18 protein-coding genes are annotated in these 13,841 nt (G+C 31.1%); 14 read left to right on the top strand and 4 right to left on the bottom strand.

Translation table 11 applies throughout. From position 1 onward, the window contains the following. Positions 1-451: 451 nt before the first annotated feature. Entirely contained in the window at positions 452-1,066 is a 615-nt protein-coding gene (locus ACQY1Q_RS15070) for a hypothetical protein (RefSeq protein ID WP_431006155.1), read from the bottom strand. A 367-nt stretch (positions 1,067-1,433) separates the two neighbouring features. Here ACQY1Q_RS15070 and ACQY1Q_RS15065 point away from each other — a divergent pair, with 367 nt between their 5' ends. From ACQY1Q_RS15065 to ACQY1Q_RS15020, 10 genes are all read left to right on the top strand, one after another. Continuing rightward, on the top strand, positions 1,434-1,622 hold the full coding sequence (locus ACQY1Q_RS15065; RefSeq protein WP_431006154.1) for a hypothetical protein: 189 nt from the start codon (positions 1,434-1,436) through the stop codon (positions 1,620-1,622). A 46-nt stretch (positions 1,623-1,668) separates the two neighbouring features. Continuing rightward, positions 1,669-3,354, top strand: a complete 1,686-nt coding sequence (locus ACQY1Q_RS15060; RefSeq protein ID WP_431006153.1) for a tetratricopeptide repeat-containing sensor histidine kinase — start codon at positions 1,669-1,671, stop codon at positions 3,352-3,354. Between the two features lies 1 nt (position 3,355). Next, complete coding sequence (locus tag ACQY1Q_RS15055) at positions 3,356-4,024, top strand: response regulator (RefSeq protein ID WP_431006152.1); 669 nt, start codon at positions 3,356-3,358, stop codon at positions 4,022-4,024. Between the two features lie 87 nt (positions 4,025-4,111). Beyond that, entirely contained in the window at positions 4,112-4,261 is a 150-nt protein-coding gene (locus ACQY1Q_RS15050) for a hypothetical protein (RefSeq protein ID WP_431006151.1), read from the top strand. Between the two features lie 17 nt (positions 4,262-4,278). Continuing rightward, entirely contained in the window at positions 4,279-4,485 is a 207-nt protein-coding gene (locus ACQY1Q_RS15045) for a hypothetical protein (RefSeq protein ID WP_431006150.1), read from the top strand. 124 nt (positions 4,486-4,609) lie between these two features. Next, the gene (locus ACQY1Q_RS15040; RefSeq protein ID WP_431006149.1) at positions 4,610-5,002 is read left to right on the top strand and encodes a hypothetical protein; all 393 of its coding nucleotides are present in this window, start codon (positions 4,610-4,612) and stop codon (positions 5,000-5,002) included. 3 nt (positions 5,003-5,005) lie between these two features. Next, positions 5,006-6,283: a beta-carotene 15,15'-monooxygenase gene (locus ACQY1Q_RS15035; RefSeq protein WP_431006148.1), complete on the top strand. Its 1,278-nt coding sequence runs from the start codon at positions 5,006-5,008 to the stop codon at positions 6,281-6,283. A 4-nt stretch (positions 6,284-6,287) separates the two neighbouring features. Then, entirely contained in the window at positions 6,288-7,229 is a 942-nt protein-coding gene (locus ACQY1Q_RS15030) for a hypothetical protein (RefSeq protein ID WP_431006147.1), read from the top strand. Positions 7,230-7,231: 2 nt separating this feature from the next. Beyond that, positions 7,232-7,618 carry a hypothetical protein gene (locus tag ACQY1Q_RS15025; protein WP_431006146.1) on the top strand — a complete coding sequence of 129 codons (387 nt, stop codon included), beginning with the start codon at positions 7,232-7,234 and terminating at the stop codon, positions 7,616-7,618. A gap of 130 nt (positions 7,619-7,748) precedes the next feature. Further along, the gene (locus tag ACQY1Q_RS15020) at positions 7,749-8,237 is read left to right on the top strand and encodes a hypothetical protein (RefSeq protein ID WP_431006145.1); all 489 of its coding nucleotides are present in this window, start codon (positions 7,749-7,751) and stop codon (positions 8,235-8,237) included. Positions 8,238-8,509: 272 nt separating this feature from the next. On the opposite strand, the gene ACQY1Q_RS15015 is transcribed toward ACQY1Q_RS15020, so the two are convergent. Then, entirely contained in the window at positions 8,510-9,247 is a 738-nt protein-coding gene (locus tag ACQY1Q_RS15015; RefSeq protein ID WP_431006144.1) for an SDR family oxidoreductase, read from the bottom strand. Between the two features lie 110 nt (positions 9,248-9,357). Here ACQY1Q_RS15015 and ACQY1Q_RS15010 point away from each other — a divergent pair, with 110 nt between their 5' ends. From ACQY1Q_RS15010 to ACQY1Q_RS15000, 3 genes are all read left to right on the top strand, one after another. Then, entirely contained in the window at positions 9,358-9,702 is a 345-nt protein-coding gene (locus tag ACQY1Q_RS15010) for a winged helix-turn-helix transcriptional regulator (protein WP_431006143.1), read from the top strand. Positions 9,703-9,898: 196 nt separating this feature from the next. Continuing rightward, the gene (locus tag ACQY1Q_RS15005; protein WP_431006142.1) at positions 9,899-10,180 is read left to right on the top strand and encodes a hypothetical protein; all 282 of its coding nucleotides are present in this window, start codon (positions 9,899-9,901) and stop codon (positions 10,178-10,180) included. Between the two features lie 331 nt (positions 10,181-10,511). Next, entirely contained in the window at positions 10,512-10,814 is a 303-nt protein-coding gene (locus tag ACQY1Q_RS15000) for a GIY-YIG nuclease family protein (RefSeq protein ID WP_431006141.1), read from the top strand. A 192-nt stretch (positions 10,815-11,006) separates the two neighbouring features. On the opposite strand, the gene ACQY1Q_RS14995 is transcribed toward ACQY1Q_RS15000, so the two are convergent. Then, positions 11,007-11,984, bottom strand: coding sequence for a polyprenyl synthetase family protein (locus tag ACQY1Q_RS14995; RefSeq protein ID WP_431006140.1), 978 nt, complete (start codon positions 11,982-11,984; stop codon positions 11,007-11,009). A 64-nt stretch (positions 11,985-12,048) separates the two neighbouring features. On the opposite strand from ACQY1Q_RS14995, the gene ACQY1Q_RS14990 reads away from it, so the two are divergent. Next, positions 12,049-12,561 carry a hypothetical protein gene (locus ACQY1Q_RS14990; RefSeq protein ID WP_431006139.1) on the top strand — a complete coding sequence of 171 codons (513 nt, stop codon included), beginning with the start codon at positions 12,049-12,051 and terminating at the stop codon, positions 12,559-12,561. On the opposite strand, the gene ACQY1Q_RS14985 is transcribed toward ACQY1Q_RS14990, so the two are convergent. Further along, positions 12,554-13,768, bottom strand: coding sequence for an NAD(P)/FAD-dependent oxidoreductase (locus ACQY1Q_RS14985; RefSeq protein WP_431006138.1), 1,215 nt, complete (start codon positions 13,766-13,768; stop codon positions 12,554-12,556). The genes ACQY1Q_RS14990 and ACQY1Q_RS14985 overlap by 8 nt on opposite strands. Positions 13,769-13,841: the final 73 nt, after the last annotated feature.

The following is a 13,841-nucleotide window of genomic DNA, read 5'->3' as shown; positions in this document are numbered from 1 at the left end:
CAAACACATGTTTGTTGAGAGATTTTATATCTTTAATCATACTAAAAAACTGTAATGGTTTTTTAGGACGACACATACGTATTGTTTTTATTCTATAAAATGAGAAAAGAAGCAATGTCCCCCCGGACTGCTCCTTTTCTAATAACTATTCAGCGTTAATTAATTACACAGTAAAAGTACGCGGCTTTAAGGAATTGTTTTTACATAATTAGGTGGAGTACCTCTATGTGTAGACGAATGGTATGGTTACAGGTTTTAGTATTATATAAAATAAACGATTAACGAATTAGATTTGATAAAAACACAGAATTTTTAAAAGAATAAATTACAATTAAAAATATTCTGTTATGAAAACAGCTGGGGTAGCATAGATATGCTGCCTTTTTTTATTGTTTCTAGTGCTTATTTTGAGAGGGGAAGTAAGGAGAAAAATTAAAAGCTACAACTATTTTTATTTCGGGCAAATATATTTGTTAATCATATAATTACTTATGGGTTTTAATGTTTTTCCTGTTTCAGGATGTAAGCCGTAGGAGGTAAACAATTCTAAATCACCATGGGCATTTTTACCGTACCAAACTCTGGGGTTGCCTTGTTTGTCAAAATAAGAATACTCACAAGTACCTTCAATCTTTATCATCTTTTGTTGATGTTGTATTGAAAAATAAGAAATTCCAATAGACATTATAATACCAGTCATGGCCCCATATACCCATCTACTTCGTTTAGCTAAATATTCTAATATACCTTTACCTCTTTTTCCTATAGTAAGTTCAGGAGTAGGTATTTCCGGGTTATTGTCTTTTTTATAGTCTGCTAAAAAGTCTTCATAGGTGTTATACCCTAAAAAATTACAAATTCCTTTAAGAACTTCCGGTTGTGATATATCAATATTACCGTTATACACTTGGCGTAAACTTTTTTCGCCATAAATAACTCCATGTTCATCTTTTAAAAAAATGGACAAGTATTCTGCTGCTTTGGTTTTTGATAGTGAAATTCCATCTTCTTTTTTTACTCTGTCTTTTGTTTTTTCAAATGCTAATGTTACGATTTTTTGATGCATAATAGTTTGGTTTTAAATAGTATAGTTTGGTTTTTGGTTGGGTTAAATTTCGGAAAGTTTTAGGAAAAAAGCTTCCTGAAACTTTCTCTTTTCTTTCCTTTTTTATTCCTGAGATTCCTATTGATTCTCTGTTCATTTGTGTCAGAATTGATGAGCAAATAGCTGCTTTTAAGGTTACCGTTTACTTGTCTTTTCTATCAGTTGAGTTGAGTGTTTTGTAACATGAACCGAGAAGTGCATCGTCACTTTACACTCTGCTCTCTCACTTCTCAAAAGGCCTTTTAAAACGTGTTTAAGCACAGCATAAACAAGTTCGATGCAAGACTCGAACAGCAACATTCATGTAAAATTTTAACAATAGAACAAAATGAAAAAAATAGGAATAGTAATTTTTGTGGTTTCCCTTAATCTAATGTTATTTTCATGCACAGATAACGATGATTTAACCGAAAACCAACCAACCATAAGTAAAACTATAAAAGCAGACGGAGACTGTTGCGGGGAAGATGGAGAAATTATACCTCCCCCTCCGCCACCGCCACCAACCGGTAATTAACAACTGAAATATGTAAAATATAGCTGAAATTTAATATTTTAGAGGAATGAAAAAATTAAAGAAATCATTCCTCTTTTTTTTATTAGGAATAGTTGTATTACCGTCTTTTAGTCAAAATAATATAGATAGTCTATCTTACTATTCTGAGTTAGCACAAAAGTATGTTAATGAGTCTGATTTGAATAAATCCTATCTTTTTTTTGATAAATATCTCAAACTAGCAATAGAAAAAGAAGAAAAAGATAAAATAGCTTATTGTTTATCTAGAAAAGCCAGTATAGAATTAAACCTTGGATTCTATGATGATAGTGAAATAAATGCAATAGAAGCTCTTAAGGTTATAAATGAGCAGGAAAAATCTAACTATTTAGATAAGATAAAAATAAGTCTATTTAACCATTTGGGGATTTTGTATAAAAAACAGGAGAATTTAGATAAAGCCTTTAATCTATATAAGGAAGCGTTTAGATATGCTAAAACACAGAGTGATAGCATAATTCTTTTTAATAATATTTCAAATGTTTATAAAGAGAAAAAAGAATTTAATAAAGCATTGCCGTTATTGAAAAAAACGTATGAAAAAGCAATAAAAGTAAATGACTCTCTTATACTTGCTATGGTGGTTGATAATTTAGGAGTTGTAAAATCAAAAATAAATAAGAAAGATGGTTTGCATGAAATGTTGCAAGCTTTAGAAATAAGAAAAAAGAAAGAAGATCCTAAACTTTATACAAGTTATTCTCATTTGTCAGCCTATTATAAGGAAAATGGCGAACAGCTAAAAGCAAAAGTATATGCATTAAAAAGTTTAGAGTTGGCCAAGGAACTTAATAATAGTTCATATTTACAAAATTCTCTAGGATTATTAGTGGAGCTAGGGAGTGATACATATAGTAAAGAATATAAAAAAATAACCGATAGTATAAATAGTGTAACTCAAAACAATACAAATAAGTTTGCTTTATTAAAGTATGACAAGATAGAAGAGGAAAAGAGAGCTAGAGAAAGTGAACTTAAAGCCAGAGAAAGTGAACTTAAAGCTAGAGAAAAGGAGCTAGAAGCAGAAAGTAAAAGTAAAAAATTATTAAGCTATCAATTTTTAGTTGTTTTTGTAGCATCAAGCTCATTAGTTGGTTATTTCTTTTACCGTGAAAAAAATAAGAAAAAGGTGGTAGAAAATGTAATTCAAACGGAAGGGCGCATTTCTAAAACAGTACATGACGTAATAGCGAATGATATTTATCAAATAATGGTAAAATTACAAGGGCAAAAAAGTTCAACAACAGAAATTTTAGATGATTTAGATATGATATATCATAAAGCACGAGATATATCAAGAAATAATTACGTAATAGATGATACTATTGACTTTGCAGAAATTTTACAGGATTTAGTAAGTAGTTACCAGAATAAAAACTTAACTGTAATCACCAACCACATACATACCATAAATTGGCAATCGGTAAATATTCATAAAAAAAATATGGTATACAGAGCATTAAAAGAGTTAATGACTAATATGAATAAATACAGCCGAGCAAGTTTGGTAACGATAGCTTTTGAAGAAAAAGGAAATAAGGTATCAATTATTTATAAAGATAACGGAGTAGGCTGTACCATTGTTAAGAGAAACGGATTAGTGAATGCGGAAAACCGTATAAAATCTGTTGGAGGACATATTATATTTGAATCAGCACCCAATAAAGGGTTTAAATGTAAAATTACTATATAATATGTATAAAAAAGTACTGGTAGCAGAAGATATGGATGACACCAGCAAAGGAGTGTTGTCAACATTAAAAGAAGTAGGGGTAACAACCATACATCAAGTGCAATATTGTGATGATGCTTTTTTAAAAATTATGAAAGCCAATCAAGATCATGAACCTTATGACTTATTAATTGCCGATTTATCATTCAAAGAAGACTACAGAGAGCAAACGTATAAATCCGGTGAAGATTTAATAAAAAAATTAAAAGAAAAAAAGATAAAAATACCCACCATTGTATATTCGGGTGAAGACAGGTTACAAATGGTAAGAAGGCTTATTAATGAGCACGGTATAAAAGCTTACGTATGTAAAGGAAGAGAAGGGCTTAAAGATTTACAAAAAGCAATAGCACATATAGCACAAGAAACTATCCCGTTTGTATCTGTACAGGTAGAAAAAGCGCTTAAAAAATCTAATGAAAATGATATAAGTCCGTATGATATTGAACTAATGAAACAATTAGCTAAAGGGTTATCTCAACCGGAGATTAGCGATTATTTTACGGCTAATGAAATAAACCCCGGAAGCTTAAGCTCTATAGAAAAGAGATTAATAAAACTAAAAGATTTATTTAGAGCAAATAACACTGCACACCTTATTGCAATAGCTAAAGATTCAGGTTTTATCTAAAAAAACTTCACGATAAGGTTTCCCTTACAATTCCCAACAGCATCGGTTTTAAATTTGACTAGTTAAGAACAATAAAAATTTAAAACGATGGCAGTAAAACATTTAGTAACAGACGAAGTGCATAAAGGATTTAAAGGAGGAACTACTGGTTGCGGTACAAACACCAATCTACATTCAGATCATTGGGAAAATACTACAGAGAAGATAACGTGTAGTAAAAATGGTTGTAAAAGTTAATGTTAAGAAATAAACAGATGAAAAAAACAACTATTATACTACTAGCTATAACGTTGGGTCTTTTTTATAATTCTTGTAGTCCGGAAGAAGACAATTTAGCAGAAGAATGGGTTTGCGGAACTCATAACGGAAAAACATTATATACGGGTCCTAAAGGAGGATGTTATTATTATAATGACAATAGGAATAAGGTATATGTAGAAAGGAGTAAATGTAATTGTTAGCCTGAGTTATAGCGTTAAAAATTTACTCAAATAGAACAACAACGTATAAAGAAACTATACCGGTTTCATACTAAGTAAGTGGTTGTTGTAATCTTTTTTATATAAACTAACCAAACAATTAATTATGGATATTTCTGAAGAGCTAAAAGCTCATTTTTTAAGGTTGTATAGTATGGCCTTTACAGATGATAATTTTCATCATTTAGAATTAAAAATGCTCTATGATTTTGCTAATGAAAGAGGGATTCCTAAAGAAGCTTTAGATGCTCTATTATTAAATCCTTCTACTGTAGAAACAAGCATTCCGCAATCAATAAACGAAAAAATAACCTACCTGTACCAATTAAGCCAAATGATTTGGGCAGACGGAGAGGTAGATGATAATGAGCGTAATACCTTAAAAAAATATATTAAGTTATTTGGGTTTGATGACAAGAATATTGATGACTTGTCTGAGTATTTATTAAATGTAGTACAAAAAAATATTCCTTTAAATGAGGTATTAAATGACTTATAAATCATGTTACGAAAATTAAAAGATTTAGTGCAAACTACAGTAGTTGATGAATCACAAGAAAAAGAAAACACCAGAGTAATTAATTTAGATGAAAGAGAAAGAAAACAAACTTACCATGAAGCCGGTTTTAGAGATAGCACCCGAAATTTTGGTGATAAAACAGCTTTACATATTTGTTTGCAAGCAATTTACGCTAAGTTTCAAAACGAAGAAAAAGAAAACGAATTAAAACAAGATAAGTACAATGAGCCTTATTATTTAGAAAAAGCTGAAAAAGAAACCGAAATAAAAACCAAATCAGTTGTTATAGATAACTTTAATGAAAAAATTGAAAAAAGAAAAACTGCTATTGAAAATTTAAAAAATGAAATAGCTGATTTACCTAACAATCCTGAAAAATACGGAATTGATGCTAAAAAAGGCGCATCTGTAAAATTCTGGATAGGCATCATTCTGCTAATACCTATTACCTTATACTTAATTACATTTTACGTTTCTACAGCTTATTCGGCATTCTTTAAAAAATTTGAAATAGGAGATGGGCTTATTCAATCGATACTAGATGCAAATGCTTTTTCAAAAGCTTGGCAAGACGGACCCTTAGAAGGAATGTTTGTAACTTTTATTCCGTTTGTTTTTATGGGTTTAGGTTTTTTAATTCACATGTTTAGTGAAGTAAAAAACACAACAAACATAGTTAAAGTGGTTTCTTTATTTATTGTAACGTTTGTTTTTGATGCCATACTGGCATATCAGATAGAAAATAACTTATACGACTTAACCAAAAGTATTGATTCACCTGAATTTACATTAGCTATAGCTTTTCAAAAAGTAGCCTTTTGGGGAATTATTTTTGCCGGCTTTATAGTATATATTATATGGGGATTGGTATTTGATTTTGTAATGAGAGAACACAAAGAAAAAGATAAAATAAAAATGGCTGTTAACGAGCGAACGGGGAAAATTAAAATTGAAAAAGAAAACTTAGATACTCTTGAAAATAAGTTACATGAATTAAAAGAAAATATGGAAACAATAAAAGGAAGAATACAGGAATTAAACCGATTAATTAACGGAATTATTATTCCGGTAAAAGAATACCATTTATATGCTTCAGAATATATGCAAGGATGGATTACTTCAATTAATCAAAATTTACACGGATCTCTTAATAAAAAGCAAGAACTTATTTTTGAGTGCAACGAAGCGTATAATGTACATATTGATGAGGTAGGTTCTAATAATGATTTTCAACACAGAATTTTCTTGTCACAATCGTAAAATTATGAAACTAGTTACCATACCCACAAAAATTATAGCTTTTATAGGAATACCATTGTTGGTTTCCTGTAAAACAGAAGTAGCTCCTAAAAAAACAAATATAAAAATATTAGAAAATAAAGAAATAACGGATTGTCCTGATTATTTAACAAAGAATAAAGAAAATAATTTAAACGTGAGTATTCTTTTGGATTTGTCAGATAGGATTGATGAAAAAAAATATCCCAATCCTACCATGGAGTATTTTCAGAGAGATTTAGGTTATATTAAAATCATAGCCAACCGCTTTTTGCAACATATACAAAAGAAAAAGTTGGTTTTAATGAATGATAAAATTCAAATATATTTTGAACCGGAACCGGCAGACCAAACGATCAATCAAAAATCAAAAGAATTAAAACTAGCCTTTACCAAGGATTTGTCTAAAGAATATATTGTAGCAGCACAGTTAAAATATGATTCGATACCAAAGCAAATTTATAGTATAGCAAAAAAAAGCGCAAAATATGCGGGGTCAGATACTTGGCGATTTTTTAAAGAAAAAGTAACAAGATATTGTATAAACGAGTGTACCAGAAATGTATTGGTAATTTTAACAGATGGGTATATGTACCATGAAGAAACACTGTTAAAAGATAAAAATTTAACTTCTTATATAACACCTAAAAATTTAAGATTAAACGGGTTGACTACTAATAAATGGGAAAGCATTTTAGAAAAAAACCACTATGGGTTTATTCCGGCTACTGAACAATTAAATGATTTGGAAGTACTAGTAATAGGTTTAGTAAATCATGATAAAAAAAGAAATCCCTATGGTAAAGATGTAGTTAAAAAATACTGGGAAAACTGGTTGCAAACTATGGGAGTGAAAAAGTTTGAAGTGTACGGAGCTGAATTGCCCAGTAATATTGAAAATACGATTACTAACTTTATGATGCCTTAAAATTGAAACAAGACAAGAAGTTTAGTTACAGAATATTTTTACTGTTCTTTTTTGTGTTATCTGTATGTGTAAAAGCTCAAACAGTATATATAACAAAAACCGGAAAAAAATATCATACCTATACCTGTAATTTTTTAAAATATTCTAAAAAAGAAATTGAACTGGATAAGGCGGTGTATTTAGGATATACCCCCTGTAAAATGTGTAAACCAACGGGGCAAGAATCAGCAACACATTCTAGTTCATTTACTACAACTACTACTTCTGTCTCTACAAAATATGCAGATAAAAAAAGGGTACAAGCCGTACAATGTTCCGGAAAAACAAAATCGGGCAGACGATGCAGGCGAAAAACTAAAAACGAAAACGGAAGATGTTATCAGCATTAAAAAAATAGATATAAAAACACTATATAAGTTTTAACAAATGATTAGTATGTTTTTAGCATTTGTTTATAACATTGATAGGGAAGAGAAGCGGTATTTTTACCGGATACTTAATTTTTTAAAAATAATTATTATGAGTGCTAGGTTAAAAACCCTTTCTTTACTGTTTAGCCTTTTAGTATTTGCAGTAGGATGTAGTGAAAACGATGAAATAAAAGAACTTTCGTACAAATACGTAAACGGTGGTATAGGAACCACTTCATCTACAGGAGCTATTAAATTTACCTTTAACATTCCGGATTACCATTACACAGGGCATGTACGAGTTATTGTACATACACCGGACCGAGATATTGAAAGAACGGTTAGTGGGGTGGGAAACAAAGAAATTTCTTTTTCTAATATGATACCCGGAGCGTATGATTATACTTTTGAGTACTATTATGTAGATAAAAGCTATGATCCCGGTGTAAATTATCAATATAATTTTTCAACCGGAAACTGGTCTACGTATTACGGAGATGTAAACTCTATACCATTTTTACATAAAAATGCGTCTATCAACAAGGTTTTAGAAGTTAAAGTGGGTAAAACATTAATTTTTGATTACGATTTAGATTAATAACTGTTAATGAATAAAAAAATACCTTTAAGAAAGCGCCTTTATATAAAGGCGCTTTTTGTTATAATGTTTACATCGGATGTTTTAGAGAAAATTTGTATTAAAAAGTAAGCTTAAAAATTAGCTAAGCGACATAATTTTTTAATCTTAGTTCTGAAGAAAAAGAAAAGAAGTAAAAAATGCTTACTTCTTTTCTGTGATTATTTATTTTTCAATTGTATGAGCATAAAAATGCTAGCTAAAATATATAAACTACTTGCTTTTTAAGCGTGTTATAAAGTACTGCCTCCGTCTACAATCATTTTTTCATTTCTTAAAGGAATTGATTTTTCAGATAGTAAAAATTCAACTATTGGGGCAATGTCTTGAGGTTCTACAATTCTTTTTAAAGGGGAAACTTCTGAAAAATGATTGAGTAAATTAGTAATGGCCTCATCACTCATACCTGATTTTTTTTGAATAGGTGTTTTGGTAACTCCGGGACTTACCATGTTTACACGAATGCCTTTGTTTGCCAACTCTATATTTAATACTTGAGCTATACTTTCTAAAGCAGCTTTGCTGGCGGTATACACACTAGTATCAGCAAAAGCTTTAAAAACAGCCACAGAAGTATTTAGTACAACGCTAGACGGATTGTTAAGTATAGGAATGAATTGTTGTAATGTAAAAAAGGCACCTTTAAAATTTATATTCATAGTTTGATCGAATAATTCTTCTGTGGTGGCTTCAAAACTAGCTGCTTTAAAAATTCCTGCATTGATAAAAATTCCGTCAATAGTACCAAAAGTTGTTTTAATCGTAGTTACCAAAGTATTAATATCAGATAATTTAGAAGTGTCTGAAACATAGCCAACAGCTTGATGGTTTAATTGTTCAAGAGCATTTTTAACATTGTCAGGGTTTTTTCCGGTAATAATTACACGGTAATTTTGAGCTAATAAATAGCTGGCACATGCAAAGCCTATACCTGTTGTACCTCCTGTAATTACTATGGTTTTTGTATTCATAAAAGTTATTTTTTTAGATCAAAAGTATAGTATTGCTATCTTTACCGCAAGAACTTACCATTGGGTAAGTGGCTAACCAAAAAGTTGTAAAAACGATAAACAGGAGGGGAATGATTGAAAAAAAAGTTGAAAAAAAATACCAACAAGCTATGGAGTGTCCTATAACCACATTTATGGAACAAATAGGAGGAAAGTGGAAACCGGTTATTATATGGTTGCTGTTGGAAAATAAAGTAATGCGGTTTAGTGAATTGGATAAAGCGATGCATGGTATTAGCCAGAAAATACTGTCACAACAGTTAAAAGAGTTAGAAAGAAGCGGTATTGTTGAACGTAAGGTATATCCTGTAATTCCACCCAAAGTTGAGTATAGTTTGAGCTCAAAAGGAGCGTCGTTAGAAGAAAATTTAATACGAATCAAACAATGGAGTATGGAGCATTTGAGTCCTTTGTAATTTATCAGGAATCAGGAATGAGGGGGTAGGAAATAGGAATTAGGAGTTAGGGAAAAGGGGATAGGAGTTAGTGGTTAGTTAGTGTTACAATTTCTTCTATTGATTTCTTTACGGAAAACTACATTTTTATCTGCGTATATCACGTTTTATTCTATAGGTGGAGTACTTAATTTTGTAGGTATATAAATTAATATCTATGGAAGAAGTTGTGTTTAAAACCTTAGTTTCTAATACAGAATGTATTCAGGTTGATCGTCTGATTAGAGAGGTCATTGTAACTAATAGTGATCTTGGAGTTACGTATGATGAGGTGAAAGAATCTATTTTTAAATTGATTTTGTATAAGTTTATAAAAGTTAAAAATGTAGCTTCTAAAGGAAACTATATTCAAAAAGAACAAAATTTTTATCAGGCTAGAGAATTAGGAGGGGTTAGCTCTTGGTTAGAGAAAAAGCGAGCTTACAGATATTCCTATTAATTTCAGTTGAGAATTAGCTAAGATTATGCTTAAAACATTCAATATACAGATTGCTTCAGTCATTGCCATTCCTTCGCAATGTCGGATGTGTTCGGAATTATAATATCGGTTACGACATTACGAGCCTTTCGACTGTCGCTCAAGACAGGCTGAAGCGAAGTAATCTTTTGAATTTGAGTTTAGAATTATATTAGGAACTCTCGATATACAGATTGCTTCAGTTGCTTTTGCTCCTTCGCAATGTCGGATAGATTCGGAAGAGATAATTCAATAACCGATTAAATCACATTTACTAAAAGAATTTTTTGAAATTAATAAGTAAATTGCATATATGAAAAAAGGCTATGTGTATTTTCTTACAAATAAAAATAATACTGTTATTTATATAGGTGTAACCAGTAATTTAAAGAAAAGAATTTATCAACATAAAATTAAATTTTATAAAGGTTTTACTTCTAAGTATAATTGTGATAAGCTCATTTACTTTGAAGAATTCGATACTATTAAAGAGGCTGTATTAAGAGAAAAACAGTTGAAGAAAGGGAACAGAAAAAGAAAAGAAAATTTGATAATAGAAAAGAACCCTCTATGGGAAGATTTATCAGAGGATTGGTTATTTGATATTAAAGATTAAGAGTTTATGAAAAAGTTTCTTTTATTATAATTCTTTTTCAATATCGGTTAACGACATTATGAGCCTTTCGACTGTCGCTCAAGACAGGCTGAAGTGAAGTAATCTTTTGAATTTGAGTTTGGATTATGTGTAGTACTACCGATTTAGAGATTGCTTCAGTTATTACCATTCCTTCGCAATGACGGTTATCAATTAAATTTTACGCTCTACCACGTAATCAATCATTTTAACAAGGGACATTTTATATGGTGATTCCGGGAAATTAGAAAGAATTGCCAAGGCCTTATTTTTATAGTCGTGCATTTTATGAGTAGTGTATTCTAAACCACCATTTGCTTTTACAAAGGCAATTACTTCTTTTACACGTTTTTTGTCTTTATTGTATTTTTTTACCGAATTAATTAACCAAGCTTTGTCTTTTTCAGATACGTTATTTAAGGTGTAAATTAATGGTAAGGTCATTTTTTGTTCCTTAATATCAATACCGGTTGGTTTACCTATTTTATCTTCGGTATAATCAAATAAATCATCTTTAATTTGAAACGCAATTCCAATATATTCACCAAACTTACGCATTTGTTGTACCGTATTATTGTTGGCTCCTACAGAGGCAGCTCCAATACCACAACAGGCAGCAATTAAGGTGGCTGTCTTTTGACGAATGATTTCAAAATATACTTCTTCGGTAATGTCTAACTTACGAGCTTTTTCTATCTGTAGTAATTCGCCTTCACTCATTTCACGAACGGCAATGGAGATGAGTTTTAAAATATCAAAATCTTCGTTGTCAATAGAAAGTAAGAGCCCTTTGGAGAGTAAGAAATCACCAACCAATACGGCAATTTTGTTTTTCCATAGTGCATTAATAGAAAAGAAACCTCTGCGTCGGTTACTATCATCTACTACATCATCATGTACCAGCGTAGCCGTATGGATGAGCTCTACTACTGAGGCCCCACGATACGTACGTTCATCAAAACCACCGTCGGAAACCATTTTAGCTACCAGAAAAACAAACATAGGTCGCATTTGTTTTCCTTTACGACGAACGATGTAATAGGTAATACGATTTAATAAGGGAACTTTAGACAACATGGCATCTTTGAACTTAGTTTCAAAGAGTTCCATTTCTTTTGCTATCGGGAGTTTTATTTGCTCTACGGGCTTCATATTGGGGAACAAAAATAGCGAAATAAATTAAGATTGTTTACATTTGAGATATAAACAATATACTATGCAACGTTTTTTTACCGTATGTTTTTTACTTCTTTCATGGGGAGTTATAAGGGCTCAAAATTCACAGCGTTTTCCACAAGATTTTTTAGGAGTGTATAAAGGAACGTTGGTTATTAACAGTGCTAAAGGTACACAAACAATTCCGATGGAATTTCATTTAACACCTACCGACTCTTCTACGACTGTGTTTACCTATCAATTGGTGTATAACGGGCAACCGAGAAATTATACCTTGATAGAAAAAGATAAGACAAAAGGTCTCTATGAGATAGATGAAAATAATGGTATAGTATTGCCTGCTAACTATGTAGCAAATACTTTATACAGCTTTTTTGAAGTACAAGGAAATTTGTTAACTACCCGCTTGAGTTTTACTAATAATAGCCTGGATTTCGAAATTCTGTTTACTGCGGTTAAGAATAAAACAACCACAGGGAAGGGAACCAAAGAAATTCCGTTTGTGTATGGTTACCCTATCTCAGTTGTGCAAAGAGCTGTTTTAGTTAAGTAGTAGTAAAAGAAAATTTCGTTTTTATCTTTTTCCATAGATAAGATAGTACTCTTCCGAACAGGTTGGTAAACTTAAATTCAAAAACAATATCTACTAATTGATCTACCTCTACCAATTTCTTGTACTTTCTAATTTTTTCGTCAAGAATAGCATCAGAAAAATCGTAATAAACGGTATCTGACAAAAACAAGCACAACTTCCATGTGAACAAATATTTCTTACGCCATTTTCTTCTGTAAGTACTAAAGGTATTTTTATCTTTTCTTACAAAATTGATGACATGCGGGGTAACCGCATTGGCACATCTTAAGGCATATCGGATTCCTTCACCTCCTAAAGGGTTTATGGTAGAAACAGAATCTCCTATGGCAACTATTCTTTCTTTGTAAAAAGCTTCTGAGAAGTTTCGGGTAGTTCTTACAGCTCCTCCATGAACATCTATTATTTTATAGTTAGGAGCCTCCATATAATCCGTAATAATTCTTTCCGTAATTTGTTTAAGAGATTCGGCTGACTTTTCATGAGTTTTATAAAGTAACTTAGCAGAACCCACCTTAAGAATATTTTCTTTCATAGGAAATATCCATGAATATCCTTTATAACTCCATTTGTCTCCTAAAAAGAAAAATAAATCGTCTTTAAATTTGTCATAAACAGCCGCGTCAACCTCAATTAAATACTCAACCCCCGCACTGGTTTCCATTTCCGGTTGCTCTTTTAGGGTTTCGTAAATAACTTTTCTTGCAGGTCCGGTTGCATCTACTAAAAGTTTAGCTTTAAGTGCTAGCTTTTTATCTTCTTTTTTTGAATAAAAATGAGCAATTACCCCATCATTTGTATATTCTTTTGACGTGTAGGAATAGCCCATTAAAACATCACCTCCGTTATCTTTACAATCATCCGCTAAAAAAGTTCTAAGTTTCGCAAAATCTAAAACCACCCCTTTATGGGTATCTCCTTTCCATTGGGCAAACTCATTTGAAGTTTGAATCGTAAAGTTTTTCCAATACCTACCTACAATACTTTCAGGGAAATTAAATTCATTGAATCCTTCTAATGACATACCTGCGCTGGAAAAATCATTATCATAAAAAGAATTATACTTTTCTACGAGTAACACACTAAGTCCTTCTTTGGCAAGATTTCTAGCACATTGCCCGCCTGCAGGACCAGCCCCTACTACAATTACATCGTATTCTTTTTTCATTGTTTATATTTATTGTTTTTCAATTGTTACATGTAACCTATGATGTTAAAAATAATCATTTCGCTGTATGTTA

It is taken from the genome of Tenacibaculum sp. TC6, from assembly GCF_050606265.1.
GTDB lineage: Bacteria > Bacteroidota > Bacteroidia > Flavobacteriales > Flavobacteriaceae > Polaribacter.
Note: the sequence above shows the minus strand (reverse complement) of the source record. Positions and strands in the feature narration are given on the sequence as shown.

Bases quoted from the DNA above. Each gene is read 5' to 3' on its own strand.
- ACQY1Q_RS15070 (WP_431006155.1), bottom strand. From the start codon at position 1,066: ATGCATCAAAAAATCGTAACATTAGCATTTGAAAAAACAAAAGACAGA.
- ACQY1Q_RS15065 (WP_431006154.1), top strand. From the start codon at position 1,434: ATGAAAAAAATAGGAATAGTAATTTTTGTGGTTTCCCTTAATCTAATG.
- ACQY1Q_RS15060 (WP_431006153.1), top strand. From the start codon at position 1,669: ATGAAAAAATTAAAGAAATCATTCCTCTTTTTTTTATTAGGAATAGTT.
- ACQY1Q_RS15055 (WP_431006152.1), top strand. From the start codon at position 3,356: ATGTATAAAAAAGTACTGGTAGCAGAAGATATGGATGACACCAGCAAA.
- ACQY1Q_RS15050 (WP_431006151.1), top strand. From the start codon at position 4,112: ATGGCAGTAAAACATTTAGTAACAGACGAAGTGCATAAAGGATTTAAA.
- ACQY1Q_RS15045 (WP_431006150.1), top strand. From the start codon at position 4,279: ATGAAAAAAACAACTATTATACTACTAGCTATAACGTTGGGTCTTTTT.
- ACQY1Q_RS15040 (WP_431006149.1), top strand. From the start codon at position 4,610: ATGGATATTTCTGAAGAGCTAAAAGCTCATTTTTTAAGGTTGTATAGT.
- ACQY1Q_RS15035 (WP_431006148.1), top strand. From the start codon at position 5,006: ATGTTACGAAAATTAAAAGATTTAGTGCAAACTACAGTAGTTGATGAA.
- ACQY1Q_RS15030 (WP_431006147.1), top strand. From the start codon at position 6,288: ATGAAACTAGTTACCATACCCACAAAAATTATAGCTTTTATAGGAATA.
- ACQY1Q_RS15020 (WP_431006145.1), top strand. From the start codon at position 7,749: ATGAGTGCTAGGTTAAAAACCCTTTCTTTACTGTTTAGCCTTTTAGTA.
- ACQY1Q_RS15015 (WP_431006144.1), bottom strand. From the start codon at position 9,247: ATGAATACAAAAACCATAGTAATTACAGGAGGTACAACAGGTATAGGC.
- ACQY1Q_RS15010 (WP_431006143.1), top strand. From the start codon at position 9,358: ATGATTGAAAAAAAAGTTGAAAAAAAATACCAACAAGCTATGGAGTGT.
- ACQY1Q_RS15005 (WP_431006142.1), top strand. From the start codon at position 9,899: ATGGAAGAAGTTGTGTTTAAAACCTTAGTTTCTAATACAGAATGTATT.
- ACQY1Q_RS15000 (WP_431006141.1), top strand. From the start codon at position 10,512: ATGAAAAAAGGCTATGTGTATTTTCTTACAAATAAAAATAATACTGTT.
- ACQY1Q_RS14995 (WP_431006140.1), bottom strand. From the start codon at position 11,984: ATGAAGCCCGTAGAGCAAATAAAACTCCCGATAGCAAAAGAAATGGAA.
- ACQY1Q_RS14990 (WP_431006139.1), top strand. From the start codon at position 12,049: ATGCAACGTTTTTTTACCGTATGTTTTTTACTTCTTTCATGGGGAGTT.
- ACQY1Q_RS14985 (WP_431006138.1), bottom strand. From the start codon at position 13,768: ATGAAAAAAGAATACGATGTAATTGTAGTAGGGGCTGGTCCTGCAGGC.